This window comes from Vibrio caribbeanicus ATCC BAA-2122 (assembly GCF_000165125.1).
Taxonomy (GTDB): Bacteria; Pseudomonadota; Gammaproteobacteria; order Enterobacterales; family Vibrionaceae; genus Vibrio; species Vibrio caribbeanicus.
The window spans coordinates 1-22,969 of the sequence record NZ_AEIU01000114.1 but is presented as its reverse complement, the minus strand read 5'-3'; the positions used below and the strand labels follow the sequence as shown (position 1 = coordinate 22,969).

Sequence of the window (22,969 nt, the reverse complement as noted above, 5' to 3'; positions counted from 1 at the left end):
TTGGCTTTAAAGATAAAGCGGGTAATTCAGGCGCAAAGGTAACAAAAACTTATACGCTGAAGCCAGAGCTGACGCTTAATAAGATTGATGGCGTGATAACTCAGGGCGCGACATTACCCTTGAGCGGCACTTATCAGGCTCTTGCCAGCACCACCTTGGTGGTGACTGACAGTAAAGGATTGCAGGTCAGTGAGCCGCCGACCATGGGTAAGAACGGGATTTGGACGTATGAACTCAATCTATCTTCTATAGCGGTTGGTGAGGTTAAGGTTACGGTTAAAGGTAATGGCGTTCCTCCTGTGAAGAGCTCGTTCATTTACGATAATCAAGCGCCTACCCTTGATGCCACTAATGATGTTAGTTACCAGTTAGAGGACGATGCTTTAACGGTGACGGCGAGCTTTAGTGAGCCGGTGACAAAGCCGACTGTCTCAGTGTTGAATGGGTTACAGCTGACTTGGAAAACGGATGGAGACCCCCTCAAAAAGGAGTGGGTCAGTGAGCCGTTATCTTTAGCTTCTCATAACAACGTCGAATCATTATCTTTCACCTTCACAGGCTTTCAAGATAAAGCGGGTAATGCAGGTGCAGAGGTAACAAGCACTGATACGCTGACGCCAAAGCTGACGTTAGATGCTATTAATGGCGGTAAAAATGTTGGGATAACGCCGGATGCTAAGCTAGCTTTAAGCGGCACTTATCAATTTCTTGAAAACATCACCTTAGTGGTGATCGACAGTGAAAAAGAAAAGGTCAATGAGACACCAACGATGCAGTCGGATGGGAATTGGGAGTATGAACTTGATCTGTCGACGATAGCGGCTGGTCAGGTTACGGTTGAGATTAAAGGCACCAATTCCGCGCAACAAACAGTGACAAAGCAGCGTAAGTTTAATGCAACATAGAAGGCTTTTTATCGTATCGCGATGAGCCTATTATGAGTAAAAAGGTTCAAATGATTGGATTTTTGTAGCCTGAACCTTTCGGGGATTGATAAGAAAAAGCGAGCGCCATGCTCGCTTTTTTGTGAGCGATATCATAATGCCTGCTTTTTTTCGGACTTTTGTTGCTATGAATATTTGTGGGTATGGAAGGGCATATCGTCAGAATGACTAGCACTACACCCATTATGAATGTTAATTGAGTGATTGTGAGCGTTTAAGTGAGGAGATGATGGTTGAAGTGCTACGTTGAGAATCTATACGTTTTATATATAGTGACACCCGTTGCTTTAACGTAGGTAAAGCGTTCTGCATTGGGTGGTGTTTACTACCTGACATTTTGTAATCAACGAGTATGAAAAAGATTAGCAGTGCTCGAGGTTTACATTGTGGGTGCCAAGCGTACTCACCTTTTTATTCTTACTTCTCCAGCGGTAGCACGTTGTAACAATATGTGTTTACTGCTGGAGAGGCTATCGAAATTTAACAATATTGTTAACCATCCCCCATATTTAATAAGTTTTCAATTGCTTAAAGCCGTATGTTTTAGTGATATAGATTTATTTCCTTGGTTATTTGTTGTGTTTAAGTCAGTTTAAGTAGTGATTTTGCCACTTGAACCAGTGGGTTTGTCAATTGGCGCCACCATAGTTGGGATTTAATCGAAAAAGAAAATTAATCAGGTGGTCAACAAAGAGCAGATAACACAATGATAAAAGCAAAATACGTCGCTATGGTACTCGGTGTTGCCGCTGTGGTGGGCGTCACTTACTGGTCAAAACAAAGATTGGTTGAGCCTTCGGCTTATCAACAAGAACTCGATGATATTGTCAATATGCGCGAGTTCTCCCGTTGGGGACCGGGTTCTGAAACACAAGAATCATGGACGGTTCCAGTTGTGATCCCAGAATCAGCGCCCATTGAGCAATGGGATAGGGTACACACTCAGCCGCAGCTTATGTTTATTTATAGTAGTGATGCTACAGCTTATACCATGAATTTAGATGGCACTGAGGTGCGCCAGCTCTTTGATCGATATGACCTCGGGGACAAGCTTGCTAAAGATGGTACTTTGACTCGCTCGCCTAACGGTCGTTATTTGTCTTTCAAATACTTTGGCCCAGCCAGTGACGACTGCGCCGTGTACGACCTTAAAGATAAAAAACTGTTGGCAACTTATGATAACTGTTATGGCCGTCAATTTAGTCTTGATAGTGAGTATCTTTATTTTACCGGTAATCTCGGTGTGCCGAGTCGACTAATTTTAGCCACCGGAGAGACCATAGAGTTAACGCCAGAGGTTTTAGAGCTCGATGGTGAGAAATATTCCAGCTTTAATACCAGTTCTATAGGGGTTAATGAGGCACAAGATAGACTAACTTGGACCATAAATCGTATGAATCTGAATGGCTTGGGGGCTAAGGTGTTAGGCCGAGATCAGCTTATCTATCGGCTATCAGATATGACCTTGCTCGGTAAAGAGGAGTTTTGGACTCCACTATGCGCACAAGGATATAGGCGCAGCCCAGATTATCGCTATTTTGTCTGTATCGAGGATCGACGTAACTATATTTATGACTTTGATAAGCCGACCGAATTAGTTGAACAAGCACCGGAGGCTTTTGTTTTAAAGCTAGGCCAATGGTATGTTGATTGGAAGGGCAAATATGTACGTCGGCTACGTTTAGATGGCGAGACAGCTAAGTTTGAGTCCATGATTTATCACTACAGTGTTGACGAGGAGGGGAATGACTTTACAACATTGAGAGGCTTACGAGCTTATATCCCGCTCTCTCTGGCTAAGCAGCTTGACGATCTTGATTTAGCAGCAGTAATGCCGCGTATTCCTACCGAAGAAGAATATCAAGCCACCTATCAGCGCCTGCTGGCTGCGCGCAATAAAAAGCGAGGGCAGTAATGATAAAAGCAAAATACGTCGCTATGGTACTCGGTGTTGGCTATTTTTAGATGCCAGCCTAATTGTCATAAAAACCTCAGACCTATCATCCTAGATTGCTAGTCAACCAGTGGATCAGTTGCGGACGGCCGGTAACGTAAGGCCAGTTGCGGAAAAATAATGTTAACTTCTCCCCATATTTTTGATTTTTTTATCGGTTATCACAGTGCTATTTGCCTTATTATTGACGTTTTAAAAAGCCATAAGCCAGTTACATTGTCTTTTTGTTTGGTGATTATGCCTTTTTGGTTAGTAAAAATGTCTAAATCACCACGATCCTTATCTCATTGAAATCAATAAGCTAAATAAGTAAACTCTCCTTACCAAATCGTCCCAAAAGAGCGCATTTGTGCTCAACTGTCCCGCAACCATATTTTATGATGATTGTTGTGGAGAAATTACATGCATTCAGTTTGCAAGTTCGTCCCTAGCTCGAAATTATCGACAGTCGAGTTAGATAAAGTCTTAACGCCCGATGAGTGCTTAGGACCTTTTTCGCGTGCGCGAAATACCGCTGATATTCTCAAGCAGCTTCCCAAGTCGCTTGCTGATCAACTGCCTTTGTCGGCCAAAAGAACACCACAATCGCTAACTAGCGCGTTACGCGCAGAACTGGTGAAAGGGCGCTGGATTGCTGTGTCGACTTTTGCGCGCAAAGTGCCATTAACCGAAGCTCAGCTGCAAGCTTTTCCTGTGCTAAAAGCCTATATGATGCCGCAGATTGCGCCGGAAAAAGTCAAGGTACACAAGGCGAGCTACCAACAAGTACTCGATGATGTACCTTTGGCACGCAATCTAACTTTTGCTGCGCCTGAGCCAAGCCCCGATGATAAAATTGTGGTTGAGTTTGCCGGTCAGTGGTCGGGGAATGCGGCGTGCTTAATGCTCTCTAAAACCGAGCAGCAGCGGGAAAAAGTCACCTCTGCGCGCCCAGATTTTGAGCACGCACATCGCAGCTTAGCGACCTTTAAAGACTTGGAGTCAGAGCCTAAAACGCTTTACATCAAAATTCCCTGTCAAGGCCAACCACAACCGATTTTGCTTAAGTTGGCAGAGGGCTTGATGCCTGTAAGCCAAGATACCCAAATGCCGGAATGGGATAATGTGTTGATCCCAGTGCGGCCATTGGCGTATTTGGATGCAAGCCAAGATAAGGCCAAGGCGTCTGAATTGCGCGGCGGCTTTTTGTATGTGTTTTGGCAGGGCAAACTTTGGCGTGAATTAGCCATCAATGACAAAGGCTATTACCAAGATATTGATGTTGAGTACTACCGCATTTTAGAGCAAGAGCAAAAACAGCAAAAGGCGCCGCAGGTGATCGTCCGTGAGCCGATAGGCTTTGCTATTCCGCAGTTTTGGGCACCTTATAAAATAATGGGTGAGCTTCAACAAGGTGAAACTGGGCTAAAAATTGTCTTTTCACCAAAACAGAAACGCTTTAAACAAATCGAAGATTTAGAATCCGATCCCGCTAAGTTGGCTAAAGTCAGCACGCCGCTTGATGAGTTGAGTAGTTATAGTGACGCGCAAGCATTTCATGCTCAAAGCTTTACCTCCGATGTCGACAGCGCCAGCATCCACCCTATAACTGAAGAAGATATGCCTTGGCTTTCTGATCAGCAAGCCATAGTACGCAGTTACGATCAAAGCAATACAGTGATCGCTTATGTGGACGGTAAGAATAATGGCTTTGTGCTGCGCCTCGATGTTGATGAAGAAGAGGGGGCAAGCAATCTTGAGCAGCACAAAGGATTAACCGCAGTGATGGAAGATGCTGATAGTGACTGGGTCGCGATTGAGCCCTTTAGCACCCTTGTAAAAGACGGGTTTATTTCGGCACATATCACGGGGATTCCACCCAAAGGTACCTTTTCACTGACCTTTATGCACCCTGAGGGGCAAGACAGTGCGGTAAAAATCTTTGAAGGGTTAAGCTACGAAGAGGTATTGGGAGAAAAACCTCAAGCCCAGACGGCCGAACCCCACCAACCCACACAGATAGATGAAGCAATTCAGCTGCAGCGCCAAGCGGAATCTGAACTGCTTGATACCATGAACAATTTAATTTTTGGATAACACAATGATAAAAGCAAAATACGTCGCTATGGTACTCGGTGTTGCCGCTGTGGTGGGCGTCACTTACTGGTCGAAACAAAGATTGGTTGAGCCTTCGGCTTATCAAAAAAAGCTTGATAGAAAAGTAATGCGGCGTGAGTTCACTTCATGGAGTCAGCGATCCCAAACTGAGGAATCGTGGGATATTTCGGTTGTGATCCCAGAACCAGTGCCCATTGAACAATGGGATAGGGTACACACTCAGCCGCAGCTTATGTTTAAACATGGCGATAAATCAACCGTATACACCATGAATTTTGATGGTACTGAGGTGCGCAAGCTCTTTGACCGTTATGATCTTGGAGATAAGATCACTAAAACAGGTACGGTTACTCGTTCTCCCAATGGCCGCTATGTGTCATTAAAATACTCAGGTCTCGCTAGTACCGACTGCGCTGTATATGACCTTAAAGACAAAAAAATGGTGGCAACTTATGATAACTGTTATGGCCGTCAATTTAGTCTTGATAGTGAGTATCTTTATTTTACCGGTAATCTCGGTGTGCCGAGTCGACTAATTTTAGCCACCGGAGAGACCATAGAGTTAACGCCAGAGGTGTTAGAGCTCAATGGCGAGAAGTATTCCAGCTTTAATACCAGTTCTATAGGGGTTAATGAGGCACAAGATAGACTAACTTGGACCATAAATCGCATGAATCTGAATGGCTTGGGGGCTAAGGTGTTAGGCCGAGATCAGCTTATCTATCGGCTATCAGATATGACCTTACTCGGTAAAGAGGAGTTTTGGACTCCACTATGTGCTCAAGGGTATAGGCGCAGCCCAGATTATCGCTATTTTGTTTGTATCGAGGATCGCCGTAATTATATTTATGGCTTTGATAAGCCGACTGAATTAGTTGAACAAGCACCCGAGGCTTTTGTTTTAAAGTTAGGCCAATGGTATGTTGATTGGGAGGGCAAATATGTACGCCGGCTACGTCTAGATGGTGAGCCAGGTATGTTTGAGACCATGACTTATCACTACGCTGTAGAAGAGGGTGGAAAGGACTTTACAACATTAAGAGGTTTGCGAGCTTATATCCCGCTCTCTATGGTTAAGCAGCTTGACGATCTTGATTTAGCAGCAGTAATGCCGCGTATTCCTACCGAAGAAGAATATCAAGCCACCTATCAGCGCCTGCTGGCTGCGCACAACAAAAAGCGAGGGCAGTAATGATGGCAACAAGAGACGAATATCCCTTGTACTTAATGGGCCGTTTATACGGTGCGAATGGGAAAGCCAAAAGCGGCTACTTTCCACTGCCATTTGAAACCTTAACGCTGCCCAATCTTGAAAGTAAAACATCAACCAATGCCGATGCAACCAGTCAATACCCAATTGTCACTAGTAATAAGCATGGCCGCCTAACATTGCTAGCCGAAGACAAGCAAGGCATGTTAACGGAGGCGACCACCTCTTTAACTAATAGTATTGCTAAACCTACTGATCGTGGGCCAGTATTGGAAAAGGTATTATTTTTCCCCAGCTATCTGCTGCCGCTCTCGCAGATGGGTAAAGCCGCAGAGGATAAAACGCAGGGTAAAGGTTGGATGGCCGATTTATATGACAGTATAAAAGACACTGCACGACGGACTGAGACTACGGTGGAAAAATTTGGCATTCGAAGTGTCTCAGTGGAAGATGAATGCTTACCTCCGGTTACCGACGAAATATTACTTAAACAGAGTTACTTCTCGGACTATCAAATATGGCATAAAAATAACCGCCATAAACACATCTGTGTGCTGGAAGTACCGCAGTTTTATACTATTCAAGTGGTGTTTTCATCGCCAGATTTTGCTGGTGCCAATGTAACCTTAAGTGATTTACCTTCCTCATTGGCGGGGCTGGTGGTGGGTAATGAAGCCCATTCTGCACACAATGAGCCAGTCTCACTTGCCAAGGCTATCGATGTTGAATACTTTACTCAAGACTCTGACAAAGTTGAAGATAAATACACGGTTGCGACATTTTGGATTGAGTCGGCGGATGCGCTTTCCCTGCATGCTTTGCAAAAATACGCACGTATTGATATTGACTTAACTAAAATGTCTGACCGAAAATTTAATATATTGGCAGAGCGCGGTATTCCGAGTCAATACAGCCTAAAAGAAAACCTATTTCAATTGCCGCTGCATACCCCAACGGGACGTGCCACTGTGGTGTGCGGCGATCCCATTAGTGTTGAAGAAGCGCTAATTAATCACGCGCCGCACTTTTACCCCCAAATTATGCAAACCTTGCAGCAAAACCCGTTTGCCAGTGCCAAGCAGCTTAGTACTCAAACAGCCAAAAGCAGTACTGAGCTACCCGAACAAGTATGGCAACAGTTACAAACACAAAAAGGCTGGTTAGAGGCATCCATGGGTGGGATGGAAAACGGACTGACATGGAAGACTTTGGCGCAAGTGGTCGGTGCCGCGGCATCAAGCCTTTCAAGTGACTCTGTAAACAAAGAGCCAGGCGGTCTTATCGATATTGCTGAAAAAGCAACCGGTGTGACGTTAGCCTCGATTGATTTTATTGAAAAAGCCAATAAAATCTCAAATGTGCTCAATACTGCGGAAAGTGCATTAAACAGACCTATTTTTGGCCCTGTTTCCCCGCAAACGCGCGCTTTGATTGATTTACCCGACATTTTTCCTAATCTCGATACATTGAGATTTAGAAATACCAGTCTTCGGCCTTTTATAGAAAAAGTGGGTAAGGCGGGCGGCTTCTTACTGGATAAGCCGCTCACGGCAGTGACAGCGTTTTACACACTGTCACAACATAGTGGATCAAAAGCGAACAGCGAAAAGAAAAATAATGAATTTTTAGACAAAATTACTGCTTATTCACTTGCTACATCATCATTGCAACGCACCAGTTTGCAGGCTGCCCAGGATGATAAAAAAAAGTCAGAATATCAAGCAGTGGTGACCAGCCTTAGAGAGGAACTCAACAAGCTGAGTTATCAAGACGGAGTGTCCATCGTCGAGGGTACGGTTGGCGATTTGAAAGTGCGATTGGATGCGACGCATTTCGCTTTCAACTCTGACAAAATTCAGGTTCTAGAGGAAAAAGGCAACCCTTACCAAACGATCGGCGCTAACTTAGCGAAGATTGCTCATTCTCCATTCCAGATTGTTATTGCTGGTCACACTTGTGATATTGGCAGTGAGGAAGTCAATCTTAACTTATCCATGAAGCGCGCTATTGCAGTCAAGAATGCCATCTTAAATGCAATTTCAGGAGAAGGACGACAGGCTTGGGAGGGGATGTTTGTTACCGAGGCACATGGTTTCAGTAAGCCTTTGCCCGGAAACGAGAACCGAAATGAGCATGAGCGAGCCAAAAACCGCAGGGTTGAAATTCTTTTCCACTTCTCAACCATGCCGGATTACCCACCGAGCCGTAGCGGCCTTTATGATGTAGAAAAAGCAGCCAAAGCAAAAATTCTTAGTGATATTGGGCATAACGAACAATTTATTGCTTCTCTTAGTGCTGGGGTCGACCTGATGATCTTAGGGGTAGGTGCGCTCTTTCCTCCTGCTGGGGCGATTGCTGGGGCAGTAAGAGCCAGTATAGAATTGTCTAAACAAGCGATAGTTGCCATTGAGGCATTTGATGATGGTTACAAAGTAAAGAAAGAGCTTGAGAACATCCGTTACCAAGATTTGATGATGCTGAATGCCACCTTAGCCGAAGCCGAGGACAATAGTATTTTTAAAGTTCATCTTCGTGCTTATTTAAAAAGACAATTGGCATTTAACGGCTTGATTCGTTTGATTAAGGCCAGTGAATTGTTTGGTAGCATAACGCCCTATTCGTATGGCCGATATGGGTATATGCAAGGGTCAACAAAACAACTGAAAGACTTTTCTGATCTGAACATCTTCAAATATATTGAAGAGTTCATTCTTAGGGATGATTGGGAAATGGAGATTTCACTGCTTGGTGTTGAGCACCTTGATGAAGTATGGATGAGATCTAATGGGTACCAACTTTCTTACTCGAAATTAGACAAAAGCAGTATTGGTATGTTGTCAGCGGGTGGTCAAGCTGTCTTCCGCCATTATAATAGCGACGATTTGACCGCTCAAATGCAGCAAAAAGCGGCTAAGTTTAATCGCTATTACCCTGTTCATTATCGTGCGAGTGCCAATGAATCGACGTTTTCAAGTCTCAGGTCTACCAAGGCGCCCAAGTCACTAAAAAAGGATGTGTTTAAAGCGATTAAAGTGTTTGTTCGTCGTTCTTATCAGACTGGTGAAAATAAACCAGAACGAGGAGATTGGATACCGTTTGAACAATACTATAAGAACAATCGTAATCAAATTACGCCTTACGATAATATTCGTATTGTTGCGATTTTAGATGATAAAAAGTTTGCTAATGCCAATATTAATAGCGTTCCTGTGTGTTTGGACGTTATTTCTCGTAATTTTAATCAGCGAAGCCTGTTTGATTCGATAGCCTCCCGACATATCGAATACAGTTCAGCTCTGGATCTTAAATATTTCACTGGTCCAGATAAAAAATCGCTACAGAGTTTGTTTGTCAATAATAAAGCGCATGGCGTCATCATTGAACCAAGTTATTTCTACGGAACACAGCGTATGTTGGGTGTGCGTCCTGTCGTTGATTATGATGATAGGGTTATGAAAAGTCTGTTTGATTCGAGTGCAGAGTCTACCAGTTCGGGGATATCAAAGCGGTTATCTTATTTCTTCCAAATTATGGTGCCGGGTTGTGATGACACCGAACATAAGATTGCCCCTGTCCCGACCTCTGTCGCCAATAGGTATTTACCGTACTTTAATATGACATTAAACCCGACGAGGGAATACGGTCTAACTAAAGATTTTATTAATTTTGCACCGCTTCAAAAAGCTGACGGTAAATTTTATGAGGAAAGCTTTTTGGACTTTTCGGATTACAAAAAGTCAGCAGAGTATCCCAAGGTTTTTGATGATGCAGAGGCTTCATTTTATCTCAGTCAAAGTGGTGTTTCTTCACACAATGCGTATGGAAGTCCGGATGTACTGGATCCATTGGCAACGAAATTGGGGAAATTGCGAGGTAAGCTTAAAGGATTTGATTGGGACGCAGATGTCACAGGCACGATTTTAATTCGCTCTAAACATCAGCCTAAAGAGCACCTAGATAATATGCATTACGACCAGAATGTTATCCCACTGTACATGTCTCTCGATCTTGGTGGTACTTCGAGTGACAGACCTGCAGCCGAGTTCTCCAAAGTGTTTAGGCTAGGTTCGATTAAAAAAGAGGAAAGTGGTTTCAAATTTTCTATCGAAGACTATCTAGAGCCTAACAGTAAGCTCAATGTGGTCCCTAAGTCGGTACTCGATCTCGCTAATTCTATTGCGACGTTAAACAGTCAATCACTTCAGTCATTGGCATTAGGTGATTTTTGGAAGGAAGAAGAAACGGTATTGTTCGCTAACGTGTCTGATTTCGAATATATCAACTTCTTTGGACACAAGGTTAAGGGATTAAGACCAATGCTTAGACCTTTAGGCTCAGAAAGTTGGTATGAAATGGGGCTTACTGGTGCAAATTTTAATGCGGTTTTAAGTGGTCCTTTAGGTTCTGGACTTGAAAATCTAGCCACAAATATTATTAACCTTCGAGATTGTGGTGTGGAAAAAACGGCGATTCCTGAAAGGTGGTATTCACTAGTAGATGAAGAGCGTGAGGTCGAGGTAGCGAATAAGCTCAATGAACTCACAACAGATCAGGATGTTGCTGAAGCTGAAAAGAACTTAGTATTTAAACCCCATCAAAACCTGCAAAAATGGATGAAAAGTAATGCTAGATTCTCTTTACTCAATGAGGAAAGAATCGGAGCGTTATCTGACTGGGTTAAAGATTGGTAGAGGAGTTTAAGTTAAGGGCAACTGAGCCCTTGGTGATAGCCCGAGTATTAACTTGGGCTTTTTTCTAGGTGTCTCATTGGCTTCGTGATTGCACCAGTTCTCTGCGTTTCATTATTGCTTTAAACTGGTTAACTTCAGGCAACTATGCAGCTAACTCACAAAAAGGCATCAAATGGCAAAAGTATTTGTGTATCTCACTGGGCTGATTTTTCTAACGTACGGGGCTCTATTTAGTGTTTTTCCTATCGAGATGTCCTACTGGATAACAGGCAGTCGCCCACAGGGTGCCAGTGCAATTATTGATCTTAGGGCAACGTATGGCGGGGCGCAGTTTGCGATTGGTGCACTATTGCTTTTCGTCACCAAGCTCAAAAATGATGTGGATATGGCACTATTGATGGTTGCTTTGATATTACTTTCAATGGCATTTAGCCGTGCTCTTGGCATTGGGCTTGATGGACAGGCCAATGGCTTGATGTTTGTCTATCTCGCCGCTGAGATTGCAGGCGGTTTGGCCGCGCTGTATTTAAGAAAATCTGTGGCAGTAAAAAACAACTAGCTCCCATTTGTAGGCTATTGAAGAAAGCGGGCAGAGAGGATACTCCGTTGGCTGTAATCTTTACATCACAATAGCAAAGATAAAAATGACACCAAACGTGTTATTAGAAAAAAAGGTCAATTCAAACACCTGTTTTGTTAATATCATGTTCTCGCAATTTCAGTCTCAGGAATCCATTTTTATTTAATGAATCTTTCCTTATTTAAGGACCATTAGGCTATTAACCTAATAGCTAGAAAATAATGTTATGTCTATCAATATTATTAAATATAATGTGAAGGTATTGGCCATCTATATTTCTAAAAAAGTGACGCGTAAAAATTAGACAATAAAAGACACAAAACATAATTTTTTCATCTAACGGACTTCTTATCATGGCGATGGTTTTGATTCTATTTTTCTGGTGGCTATAGAAGCCTTTTGTATTAAATTAATGATTTTATTAATTTTTTTATATTTTTGGCGAAAGGTGTATCTTAGGTTGTTCATACTGAATAAAGCCAATATTTAGCCCGCCAGACTTTATTGTATTCTCATCTTAGGGACTAAAAATGCTTATTATTTAAGCACGTTTATAGTTTGGCATTGATAAAAATTATTTGGTGTGTCCAGATTTTTTATAAAGAAAAATAGTCAGTAATATCCCAAAAATATTACGTCACTTTTTATCTATAAAAAAATAAATTTGAGATCTAATACTCTTTTTATTTTTGTTTGTATGCGTATAGTTGCTTATTGTTTACATAACAAGGAATTAGTTCGATGAAATTTAAACTAGCATTAACGCTTACACCGCTTTTTTTAAGTGGTCAGGTATTTGCCGAAAATAAAGAGTCTTTAGAATTGTCTGGAATGGTTTCTCATGAAGTGGTCGCTGAATTGAATAGAAAGGCAACCATTGATGTGGTTAGTCGAAATGGCAAAAAGCACCGAGTCTATCTTGAGACTCTTTATCAAGACGATAATGATGGTGTTGCGTACGATAACTATGGCAACACCTATGCCTTAAAGGGGACGTATGAGGTGCCCGACAAGTATGGTAATTTGGTCGAACGCTCATGCACAAAAGCCAAGCTTTTCTTAGATCCTATGGTCGTGCCTGTTGTTGCTTCAGAAGATTTACCCGGACCGAGTTGCTACATCGAAAGCAGCGCGCTAGACACAGACCAAAATAACAACTTTATCGCTGAAGACGATGAATTTGAGAGTCTGTTTGGGGGAAAACAATCCCACAAAACTTTCGGGTGCAAACGGTTTGCCGCCTACGCGCCTCCATTGATGTGGAGCCCAGAAATCAGTGTAGCTAGCCATATTGGTAGTACTAGGTATACAGTTAAAACCAAAGTTATGGGGAATACTCAGGTCCAATCTAAGGCAAAATACTACAACGGTGGCTGGGTCAACCGATATTTCTATAACTCTTCAATCAGCTTTACTACGGGCAATGCGGCTGCCTCTGTATTTATGTCATACATTGGCAAGCCTTTGGGTTCATCAATCCAAGGGACAATTTGTTAAGTAGGTAAGGATATTCAAGTAACTTTAATACGTTAGATTGTGCGTAAATAGCTTTGTCTTCTGCAATCAATATCGGTATCAAGGTTCGTAAATCAAGAATATCTGCTCTCAAAGAGCAGATATTCTTAAGATCACTTGGGAATAGAGATATCGTACTTTTTCATTTTGTGATTTAGGGTACTGAGCGGCAGAGACAGCTGTTCTGCGGTGCGCTTCATCTGCCAATTGGTGGTGTTGAGGCAGTCAATAATCACGGTCCTTTCATAGTCACTGACGGCTTGTTTTAAACTCCTGCTGGCATCATCCACCTCTGAGATAATGGGCTCTATCTCTTTCACTTGCGCTGTAATGGGCTCTGGTTCGCTAGAGACTTGTGAGATAGTGGGCTCTTCAGGCACCTCACCGAGTTCAATTTGATTGATGGTTTCAAAATCGGAAAGCAATAAAGCGCGCTCAATAATATTTTTTAACTCACGGACATTGCCTGGGTAGGTGTAGGCCATAAGCTGGCTTTGCACTTTGGCACTTAATCCAGGCGCAGCGGGTAAACCTAAGTTGTTGGCACTATGCTTAACGAAGTGTTCCGCCAGAGGCAAGATATCAGCGTGCCTTTCTCGAAGTGGTGGTAAGGTGATGGGGAATACATTGAGGCGATAAAACAAGTCAGCACGAAACTCGCCTTTTTGTATTTTGTCCATCAAATGACAGTGTGTCGCAGCAACCACGCGTACATCGACTTCAATTTCTTTATTTGCCCCCACTGGTCGTACTCTGCGCTCTTGGAGTACTCGAAGTAGTTTGGCTTGCAGCAGCAATGGCATATCGCCAATCTCATCAAGAAACAGTGTTCCGCCATGAGCGGCTTCAAACAGACCGATCTTATCTTTGTCGGCACCAGTGAATGCCCCTTTTTTATGACCAAATAGCTCAGATTCAAGGAGTTGCTCAGGGATCGCCGCACAGTTTTGCACTATGAGTGGCTCATTGGCACGATTCGAATTTTGATGAATGTATTTTGCTATGACCTCTTTACCTGTCCCCGTCTCGCCTCTAAGCAAAACATCAACGGGTAGGGTGAGCACTTTTTCTAAGCGGCGCAACACATCGAGCATTTGTTCACTCTCAGCAATAGGGCCAGAATAATGGCTTTGTTTACGCTGTTTTAGTTGTTGATTCTCACGAATAAGAGCAGCATTGTCTGCACTAAGATCTTTGATCATATGCCCATAATTTTCGAGCCAAACAGCTTGGCGAATGCTATTGGCAGCCATTTGACAAAATGCACTGAGCGCCGATTCATTGTCAATGATACTCAAATCGAGCAGAGCTAAAAGGCCGATGGTTTTTTTACTGTCGTCAACCAAAGGCCAAGCCAGTAAATTGCTGCTTTTTACTCCGAGAGCTTGCTCACTTTCGTAAATGGTTTCGCAATCGTAGCCATTGTATTGGTAGAGTTCGTTTATCAACACCACTTCGCCATTTTGGATAGCGTAGCTGAAAGGATCGGTCTGACTGGCTCTATCGAAAGAGAGAGCAGGCCATGGGTGAGCGGAAAGTGCTTGCTCACTATGATGAACAATACTTGGGATCAACGCCTGACCCGTTTGGTCAAGCACGTAGACGATGCCGTGCTTGGCAAAGGTCATTTGACGCGCTGCACTGAGCACCGCGTCAAGGGTTTGAGCAAGCTGGGTACGATCAGCCAAAGATTGGCTGATCGCGAGCAGCGCATTACTCAGATCGCTTTGGCTAGCTGAACGCATAGGTCAGCGTTCCTTGCTCATCGACAGATACCGTGATCTGGCTATGCGATTCGTCCTTATCGCTGGCCAATAACTGGTTGGAAAGTTGAGGCAGGAGTTGGCGATTGATAACCGCATCGATATTTCGCGCTCCAGTCTCTGCCAAACGGCAGTTTGCCAATACAAAATCCACCAAGTTTTGGTCGTATTCCAACGACAATTTGTGGTGGCTTTGTAAGCGAGAAGAGACCTTAGTCAGCTTATGATGGATGATATCAGTCATCGCCTCATCAGATAGCGGTACGAAAGGTAGCACGTTCATTCGTGCCAACAAGGCCGGTTTAAAGTGCTGGTTGAGCGTGGGACGAATAGCCTCTGCAATCGTTGCAGCATCGATGTCGTCTGATTGTGATGTGAGTGACTCAATTTCTTGGGTAGCAAGGTTGCTGGTCATGATAATAAGAGTATTTTTAAAATCAATCGCGCGTCCTTCTCCATCGTTGAGGATCCCTTTATCAAACACCTGATAGAAGAGGTTGAGAACTTCTGGATCGGCTTTTTCCACTTCATCAAGCAGGACAACCGAATAAGGGCGTTGGCGTACGGCTTCTGTTAACATACCACCTTCACCGAAGCCCACATAACCCGGAGGCGAGCCTATCAAGCGCGAAACCGTGTGTTTTTCCTGAAACTCTGACATGTTTATCGTGGTCATAAATCGCTCACCACCAAAGAGTTGATCAGCAATAGCTCGGGCTGTTTCTGTTTTACCGACACCACTTGGCCCCACCAGTAAAAATACGCCAGTCGGTGCATCAGGGTTGCCAAGTCCAGCTTTTGCGGTCTGAATGCCTTCTGCGAGTGCATCAATGGCAAAGGATTGACCTTTGATAGAGGCCATTAGGCTGTCTTTCAGGTTTAGGGTAGTTGCGGCTTCATCTTGGAGCATTTTACCCATAGGGATACCTGTCCAATCTGAGATCACGTGGCTGACTTCATCTGGGCCAACTTCAAAGTGCACCAATGGGTTAGTGCCGCGAATCGCATCAAGCTGCTCTTGGCAAGCCGCAATAGCAATACGCACTGCCTCTTCATCCATCTCTGCGTAAGGTGACACATCCTCATCTTGTTGGTCTTGTGCTGAATCATCGTCAAGCTCATCTTGGTTATCTTGAACAGAAACCAGTTGATGCAAACGAGCACGCAGGGCAATCATTTGTTCGATTTGCGCTTTTTCTTCTTGCCATTGAGTGTGCTGGACATCGAGCTCTTCTTGGGTGTCTTGCATGGCAGCTTTTAGATCAGGAATGGTCGCAAGGCTATGTTTGTCACCGGTTTGTTGCAGTTCATCGCGCTCTAGTGCTTCGAGTTCACGTTGCTGAGCGGCGAGTTGCTGTTGCAAGGTTTCAACGGCAGCTGGAATGGCATTTAGGCTAATGTTTACCCGTGCACAAGCCGTGTCGAGAACGTCAATCGCTTTGTCGGGCAGTTGGCGACCTGAGATATAACGAGCCGAGAGAGCAGCCGCGGCTGTAATGGCATCGTCACGAACATAGACATTGTGAGATTTCTCATAAGCAGGGCGAAGACCGCGTATAATTAATGCGGCTTGCTCTGGAGAAGGTTCATCCAACTTAACTAATTGGAAACGTCTTGCTAGAGCGGGATCTTTTTCAAAATACTTTTTGTATTCAGACCAAGTTGTAGCGGCGATCGTTTTAACTTCACCACGCGCAAGCGCAGGTTTGAGCAAGTTAGCAGCATCACTGCCACCAGCTTGATTACCTCCACCGACGAGTGTGTGCGCTTCGTCAATAAATAAAATAATAGGTGTCGGTGAATTTTTCACTTCATCCAAAACGGCATTAAGGCGATTTTCGAATTCACCTTTGACACTTGCGCCTGCCTGAAGCAGACCCATATCCAGTCCGTACAACTCAACGCCTTTTAGATTGTCAGGCACTTCACCTTGAACGATTTTTAGTGCTAGGCCCTCGACAACAGCCGTTTTACCAACGCCAGGTTCACCCACGGCAATAGGGTTATTTTTACGACGACGAGCCAAAATATCGACAATCTGACGAATTTCTTGGTCACGACAAAATACAGGATCAATCTCGCCTTTACGTGCTTTGCCTGTGAAATCGGTGGTGAACTTGCTCAGTGCTGAGCCTTCTTCACGTGCTTCAGTCTTTTCAGAGGTGGAAACTCGCGCCTCAATCGACTGGCTGGTGAGCTCTGCAAAGTTACGTTTGAGGTTATCAGCACTGACCGTTTCTAAAAAGGAAGCATAGCCATGTTGTCCGTATCTCAGTGGGTTGCTGACAAGGGTAAGTAGTAGTGCCCCTGATCGAATTTGGGTTTGTGACAGGTCAAGAGAAGACACCAACCAACTTTCTTGTAGCCATTCGATAAGTAAAGAAGAAAAAACCGGCTTAGCTCCGTTTCCGGTCGCACTTGAATCTAATGTTGAGCGGATAGATTGTCTGAGAATATTCTCTGAACACTCAAAGTGCGCTAACAAAAGGTCAAAGTCACTGTTTGGCCTTTCAAGTAGGCTAAGCAAGTAGTGTTCAATTTGGATTTCGCTGGCTTTTTCTGAAACGGCTAAAGCAGCAGCGTCTTCAAGTGCTACTTTTGCGATAGGGTGCAGACGCTGTATTAATGAAGAAAGATTAATATTGATCATTGTCTTATCGAACTTATACGTTGTTTAAAATTGAAGCGAATTATACTAAATATAAAAAGACATTTTTTCTGGTCAGTTATTTTGACTAGTGTTTTTTGGTTGTTTAAGAGGAGATATAAAATAATTTAAAACCAAAATTAATCCTATTTGGTTTCACTTTGATTATTATATTAGTCATTATCACTAAATACCCCGTCAATAACGCTTTTTTTCAATATTTATATACCGTTGTTTTATCAATGAATATGAGTAACAATAAATTGTATCTTTCGTACAATAAGTTGTTAAATTTTCCAATTTATTGAATGATTAAAATGGAAATAAATATAATTAAAGATATAAGTTGTTGTTTTATAGTGAATAAAAAGTTGGCACGCTGTTTGTATTATATATCCTGGGTCGCGGATAAGCGATTTGGTGAATTTAAATAAAATAGAAAATTTTTGAGAAGGAATATAAGATGCCAACTCCAGCGTATATGTCTATTACTGGCGAAACTCAAGGCGATATTACAAAAGATGCTTACTCAGCTGATTCAGTTGGTAACTCTTGGCAAGAAGCGCACGTTGATGAATTTCTAGTGCAAGAACTTGATCACGTATTGACTATTCCACGTGATCCACAAAGTGGTCAGCCAACAGGTCAGCGTGTACACAAGCCTGTTATCGTAACAAAAGCGCAAGACTGCTGTTCACCGCTTCTATTCAACGCTTTGGTATCTGGTGAGAAGCTACCTGAGTGTAACATCAAGTTCTACCGTACTTCTATCCAAGGTAAGCAAGAGCATTACTACACAATCAAGCTAATCGACGCGTTGCTTGTTGATATGCAAACTCGCATGGCTCACTGTCAAGATGCTGCGACTTCTGATCGTGTAACAGAAGAAGTATTGAGCTTCACTTACCGTGCAATCGAAGTAACTCACGAAGTTATGGGTAAAGGCGGTAACGACGACTGGCGTGCGCCTCGCGAAGCATAATCGCCTCGCCACAACATACTGGGTCAACTTCGGTTGGCCCTTGTTTGACTATTAGTATCAGGTAAAAGATATGGTGAATGACGTAGAATTCAAATTTGTGGTCTCAGGTGGTGGCTATGAATTTCAAGTTGAAAGTTTTCAGGTGAATGAGGAGCTCTCAACACCTTTCCACATCAGTCTCTCATTACTTTCACTTGATGCAGATATTCCTTTTGACGCTTTGATCCGCAAGGCAGGTTCATTATCTCTGTACGGGCAGGGTGTCGGCACAGCACGTGTATTCAATGGTGTGGTGAATGAGGTTCGTTATCTTGGTTCTGGTCGACGCTTTTCTCGTTATCAGTTAACGTTAGTGCCACAAGCTTGGTTCCTATCTCAGCGACAAGATTGTCGTATTTTCCAACAAAAATCAGCGAAAGATATCGTCACTGAAGTACTTGATGATGGCTCAGTCACTGATTATCGTTTCGAAGTTTCGGGTACATACCCTCCGAAAGAGTATGTATTGCAATACCGTGAGTCAGATTTACATTTTGTTCAGCGTATACTGGCTGAACATGGTATGTGGTATTACTTCGAGCATAGCGAAGCGAATCACACCATGGTAATTGTTGATAGCAATGATGCGATTGTTCCGCTTAAAAGTACTCCGCTGAATTCGTCCTACATTGGGCCGATTGTTTATCACTCAAGTGGCGGTGGCGTATCTGACCGTGAGCATATTAGTGACCTTGAATTAGTCAATCGAGTGAAAACGGGACACGTTACCTACAACGATTATAACTATGAGCAGCCTAAAATCCCGCAAGAGATGAGTCGAGGTGGGCCGCTGGATGTGGATCTCAAGTTGTATGATTATCCGGGGCGTTACGTTGATCCAGCCATGGGACAAGTTAGGGCGTCTGAATGGATATCTGAGCATATCGTCGACAATGAACAGATAGAGGCGAGCAGCGATGTAATGCGCCTGATATCGGGCAGCAGCTTTGATATCAGCGAGCACCCTCGCTCTGAAATCAATCGTGATTACCTTATGCTCTCAGTGACGCACACAGGTCAAAACCCACGAGTGCACGAGGACGAATCGAGCGAACTGCCCACCACGTATTTTAACCAGTTTAGATGTATTCCGCGCAGCACTATTTTTAGAGCGCCGAAATTGCCTGCGCCTGTTGTTGATGGCCCACAAACGGCAGTTGTTGTAGGCCCTGCTGGTGAAGAGATCTATACCGATCCAATGGGTAGAATTAAAGTTCAGTTCCATTGGGACAGATACGGTATGGTCGATGAGCATTCAAGTTGCTGGATCCGTGTTAGTCAATCGATGGCAGCACCAACTTGGGGAGCCGTGTATCTACCAAGAATTGGTCATGAAGTCGTGGTGACTTTCCTTGAGGGTGACCCAGATCGACCTCTGGTTACAGGTGCTGTTTACAACGGGCTGCACAATCCTCCTTACTCGCTGCCTGACAATAAAACTCGTACCACGTTTCGCACACAGACTCACAAAGGTGATGGATACAACGAATTAAGTTTCGAGGACGAAGCCAACCAAGAAGAAATATATATTCATGCTCAGAAAGACATGTCGACCAAGGTACTCAACAACCGTTATCGAGATATCGGTCAGGATGAATTCCTAAAGGTTGCACGTCATCAGACTAATGAAGTCATGGGCGATCACAAAGAAACCATCGATGGCCACAAGACGACACAAGTCAACAGCACGTTTACCGAAACCGTTGAACAGGACGTCAGCGTCACTTACAACGCCAATGAAAGCCAATACGTTAAAAATAACGCAGATTTAGAAATCGGCGATAACAGAAAAACAAAGATTGGTAAAAATGATGATCTTGACGTCGGTGAAAACAGCAACTTAGTTGTTGGTTCGTCAAGGAGCGCAAACGTGGGTTCAGATGATAACTTAACGATTGGCGGTAATCTTACTGTTGCTGTCAAAGGTGATACTTCTTATAAGGCCGATCATGCCACTCAGATAATCAGTGGTGATACTATCGTACTTAAAACGGGCTGTTCCTCACTAGTGATGAATAGTGACGGTACGATTAAATTGTCTGGGAATGCCATCACTATTGAAGGTAGCGATAAGGTGATAGTGAAAGGTTGTAATGTAGCGATTAACTAGTGATGGAAAAAAAGACGCTATATTTAGAAACTCTAGTTAGTGAGCAAGCCGAATTATCGGCTTGCTTTTCGCGTTTTGGCTATGTTGTATCAGCAATTCCAAGTTTGGGACAGGTGAAAGTTGACTTTGTGGGCAACCCTTTTGGTCAGCCTATCATGGCTAAGTTTTCTGGTAAGCTGACCGAGCAAGAACTTATAGTGGCTGGCAAGAGAAGGCTCAAGTGTCATATTGAATTTGCTAATCAAGACATCAGTCTGCCGATTGTGACTCATATTGTGTTTGGTGTTGATCCCCATGCTTGTGATCTGTCTTTTTCGGCTAAGAAAATACAACTGGATATTTCTGACACAATACACATCATCAGTGGCGAGGCTCAAAGCCAGATTAAAGGTCAGAACAGCACAGTGATCACTGAAGGAAAACACATCCTTTCTAAAGCTGAGATGGCACAAAAACTTCAAGCAGGTGTTATCAAACTTAACTGATGGACGATACAAAACATGCGGCAACGAATCGGGGTTGAAAGACTTAATAAACCCATCACCATTGAAGATGTTGAACAGATCAATCAAAAACAACAGTCTTATATTGAACAGCTCTCTGACAAGCCGAAATTATGGTTGGCATTCTGTAACGAAAAGTTAGCACTGGCATCAGAAACGGTTTGCTTTTTGTTGCGTCAGACTCTATCGAACTACCGTCGTGGCTTCCCCAGTCAAGAGAATCATTATCTCCAAAGAATAGAAGCGCAAATGACCGAATTAAAATCGGTCTATGTTTCTTTTTATCACTTTGCCCCAGGATTAATTTTTCAATTAAAAGAGAGTCAACCTGAAATCTATGTTTGGTTGATGATGCAAGAGGAATTTGGTCAAGACGTTGAACATCTAATTAGTGGTTTGATGGTTGCGAGCAAGATAGATAAAACGATGGCAAATGTGCTTATTGCACGTTCTCAATTGGTTCAGTTGGATCGTATTTTAGCAGAGCTTATCGATGGTAATGCCTCAGGGTGTGAGATTTACTTTGAATTTTTGAGGATACGTCAAACTCTCACGACTTCACTCATAAAGCATTGGATAGAGACAGAGAAGGTTACTCATCAGTGCGCTTACCCAGTTCTGGCTCTATATGACAATCCTGCAGGTATTGAATGGATTGAACAAAATAGCAATTATGAACAGTGGCTATTCGAGCGTATCATTACCAAATCCGACCGTAATACTTGGTTTCGAATTCAGTTTGGTACCCAGCCAAGTGCAATTAACTCTCCCAAAGTCATGCTCTTTGCAAAGTTATTGGAACTTAAAGAATTTGAAGAGATTGAGATAACAGCATCATACGCCCCGATTGCTTTTGCCTTGTGTGGTGACTGGAGGTTAGTCCCATCTATACTCGAACACCTATTGGCATTGGAAGAATCAGAGGGAGAGATTTGGATACAAGCGCTCTATGTGGTTTATGGTGAACGTTTACCTCTGAAACCAAGCGATGTTGGCGTTGAATATGAGTGGGAGGAAATCTGTCAAAAGCTCGTTGAATGGCAAGATCGCGATGGATATCAACAAAATCTCCCCAGTCGATTGGGCTTCGCGTTGAGTTTTGAATCGACATTAAAAGCAATGCAAGGCCAAAACATTACTGCGGAGTTTAGGCAATGGCTATGGTATCAGCTTTGTATTCAATCCCGCGTTTATATACCTTGGGATATGACCATGCCTCGTTATCAACAGGATTGGAACTTTACGCGTTTGCGTGAGTTGCCATCAGCAAGTGAACGATTTGAATTAAGGAACCAAAATGCAGTTGTGGGATATTGAACCGCATCCAGAATTATCATTAAAAGGGAGGCTGCAAAATGATGAGCATGGTCGGGCTCTCTGGGTGGTTGTTGGTAAAAGAGAATGGCAGTTTGACGGTATAAACTGGAACCCATTGCAAGAATGCGAGATCTTTACCGAACCCCAGTATATGGGAGAGCCAGGGGCGTCGGCTCAACGTATTGACCATGAGTTTGCTTACTTCAAATCGAATACTGATGTTATTTTATGTGGCAAGGCAAGAAGTTATGCCAAAAATCCTGTTACCTCTCATGAGTGTCGACTGCTTATCGATGGTCATATTGATAAAACTCTTAGAGTATATGGGCCAAGGCAATGGGTTGAACACGGTGGAAGCATTACCATAAGTAGACCGAGTTCCTTCATTGAATCTGATATCGATTATTCTTATGCCATCGGTGGCGATGAACGTAATAGAATGGGATGTGGGGTTGCCACCTCTAATCAGCAACTACTTGAGCAGCCAGTACCTCGGATTTTTTATCCAAATGAGGATTGGACAGCGACGAGCAAACAAATAAAAGTGGCAGGTTTTGGCTCAGTTCCTCCTTTTTTTGAGTCTCGACAAAGGTTAGCCGGTACATTTGATGATGAGT

14 protein-coding genes are annotated in these 22,969 nt (G+C 43.4%); 12 read left to right on the top strand and 2 right to left on the bottom strand.

Going from position 1 to position 22,969, the window contains the following annotated elements:
• The 7 genes from RH40_RS20865 to RH40_RS19040 all read left to right on the top strand — a co-directional run.
• A partial coding sequence (locus RH40_RS20865) for a hypothetical protein (protein ID WP_009603342.1) occupies window positions 1–905 on the top strand: 905 nt, incomplete at its 5' end.
• Between the two features lie 745 nt (window positions 906–1,650).
• Entirely contained in the window at window positions 1,651–2,859 is a 1,209-nt protein-coding gene (locus tag RH40_RS19065; protein ID WP_009603341.1) for a TolB-like translocation protein, read from the top strand.
• Between the two features lie 441 nt (window positions 2,860–3,300).
• Window positions 3,301–4,974: a hypothetical protein gene (locus tag RH40_RS19060; RefSeq protein WP_009603340.1), complete on the top strand. Its 1,674-nt coding sequence runs from the start codon at window positions 3,301–3,303 to the stop codon at window positions 4,972–4,974.
• A 4-nt stretch (window positions 4,975–4,978) separates the two neighbouring features.
• The gene (locus RH40_RS19055) at window positions 4,979–6,187 is read left to right on the top strand and encodes a hypothetical protein (protein WP_009603339.1); all 1,209 of its coding nucleotides are present in this window, start codon (window positions 4,979–4,981) and stop codon (window positions 6,185–6,187) included.
• Window positions 6,187–10,896 carry an OmpA family protein gene (locus RH40_RS19050; RefSeq protein WP_009603338.1) on the top strand — a complete coding sequence of 1,570 codons (4,710 nt, stop codon included), beginning with the start codon at window positions 6,187–6,189 and terminating at the stop codon, window positions 10,894–10,896. Before RH40_RS19055 ends, RH40_RS19050 begins: the two co-directional genes overlap by 1 nt.
• Before the next feature lie 172 nt (window positions 10,897–11,068).
• Complete coding sequence (locus tag RH40_RS19045; protein ID WP_009603337.1) at window positions 11,069–11,455, top strand: DUF4345 family protein; 387 nt, start codon at window positions 11,069–11,071, stop codon at window positions 11,453–11,455.
• A 762-nt stretch (window positions 11,456–12,217) separates the two neighbouring features.
• Complete coding sequence (locus tag RH40_RS19040; protein WP_009603336.1) at window positions 12,218–12,973, top strand: hypothetical protein; 756 nt, start codon at window positions 12,218–12,220, stop codon at window positions 12,971–12,973.
• Window positions 12,974–13,104: 131 nt separating this feature from the next.
• Here the strand turns inward: RH40_RS19040 and RH40_RS19035 are convergent, their stop codons facing one another.
• Together RH40_RS19035 and tssH are read right to left on the bottom strand one after the other, a co-directional pair.
• Entirely contained in the window at window positions 13,105–14,736 is a 1,632-nt protein-coding gene (locus RH40_RS19035) for a sigma-54-dependent Fis family transcriptional regulator (protein WP_009603335.1), read from the bottom strand.
• On the bottom strand, window positions 14,723–17,404 hold the full coding sequence (gene tssH / locus RH40_RS19030; protein ID WP_009603334.1) for a type VI secretion system ATPase TssH: 2,682 nt from the start codon (window positions 17,402–17,404) through the stop codon (window positions 14,723–14,725). The genes RH40_RS19035 and tssH overlap by 14 nt, the downstream gene beginning before the upstream one ends.
• 460 nt (window positions 17,405–17,864) lie before the next feature.
• On the opposite strand from tssH, the gene RH40_RS19025 reads away from it, so the two are divergent.
• From RH40_RS19025 to RH40_RS19005, 5 genes are all read left to right on the top strand, one after another.
• Window positions 17,865–18,383 carry an Hcp family type VI secretion system effector gene (locus RH40_RS19025; RefSeq protein WP_009603333.1) on the top strand — a complete coding sequence of 173 codons (519 nt, stop codon included), beginning with the start codon at window positions 17,865–17,867 and terminating at the stop codon, window positions 18,381–18,383.
• Window positions 18,384–18,453: 70 nt separating this feature from the next.
• On the top strand, window positions 18,454–20,532 hold the full coding sequence (locus RH40_RS19020) for a type VI secretion system Vgr family protein (RefSeq protein ID WP_009603331.1): 2,079 nt from the start codon (window positions 18,454–18,456) through the stop codon (window positions 20,530–20,532).
• A gap of 2 nt (window positions 20,533–20,534) precedes the next feature.
• Window positions 20,535–21,017: a hypothetical protein gene (locus tag RH40_RS19015; protein ID WP_009603330.1), complete on the top strand. Its 483-nt coding sequence runs from the start codon at window positions 20,535–20,537 to the stop codon at window positions 21,015–21,017.
• A gap of 15 nt (window positions 21,018–21,032) precedes the next feature.
• Window positions 21,033–22,352, top strand: coding sequence for a hypothetical protein (locus RH40_RS19010; protein WP_009603328.1), 1,320 nt, complete (start codon window positions 21,033–21,035; stop codon window positions 22,350–22,352).
• The coding region (locus RH40_RS19005; RefSeq protein WP_009603326.1) for a DUF2169 domain-containing protein at window positions 22,333–22,969 on the top strand (637 nt) is incomplete at its 3' end. The genes RH40_RS19010 and RH40_RS19005, both read left to right, overlap by 20 nt.

Coding starts and splice junctions, on each gene's coding strand:
- RH40_RS19010 (WP_009603328.1), top strand. CDS start 21,033: ATGCGGCAACGAATCGGGGTTGAAAGACTTAATAAACCCATCACCATT.
- RH40_RS19020 (WP_009603331.1), top strand. CDS start 18,454: ATGGTGAATGACGTAGAATTCAAATTTGTGGTCTCAGGTGGTGGCTAT.
- RH40_RS19055 (WP_009603339.1), top strand. CDS start 4,979: ATGATAAAAGCAAAATACGTCGCTATGGTACTCGGTGTTGCCGCTGTG.
- RH40_RS19015 (WP_009603330.1), top strand. CDS start 20,535: ATGGAAAAAAAGACGCTATATTTAGAAACTCTAGTTAGTGAGCAAGCC.
- RH40_RS19060 (WP_009603340.1), top strand. CDS start 3,301: ATGCATTCAGTTTGCAAGTTCGTCCCTAGCTCGAAATTATCGACAGTC.
- RH40_RS19035 (WP_009603335.1), bottom strand. CDS start 14,736: ATGCGTTCAGCTAGCCAAAGCGATCTGAGTAATGCGCTGCTCGCGATC.
- RH40_RS19065 (WP_009603341.1), top strand. CDS start 1,651: ATGATAAAAGCAAAATACGTCGCTATGGTACTCGGTGTTGCCGCTGTG.
- tssH (WP_009603334.1), bottom strand. CDS start 17,404: ATGATCAATATTAATCTTTCTTCATTAATACAGCGTCTGCACCCTATC.
- RH40_RS19050 (WP_009603338.1), top strand. CDS start 6,187: ATGATGGCAACAAGAGACGAATATCCCTTGTACTTAATGGGCCGTTTA.
- RH40_RS19025 (WP_009603333.1), top strand. CDS start 17,865: ATGCCAACTCCAGCGTATATGTCTATTACTGGCGAAACTCAAGGCGAT.
- RH40_RS19045 (WP_009603337.1), top strand. CDS start 11,069: ATGGCAAAAGTATTTGTGTATCTCACTGGGCTGATTTTTCTAACGTAC.
- RH40_RS19040 (WP_009603336.1), top strand. CDS start 12,218: ATGAAATTTAAACTAGCATTAACGCTTACACCGCTTTTTTTAAGTGGT.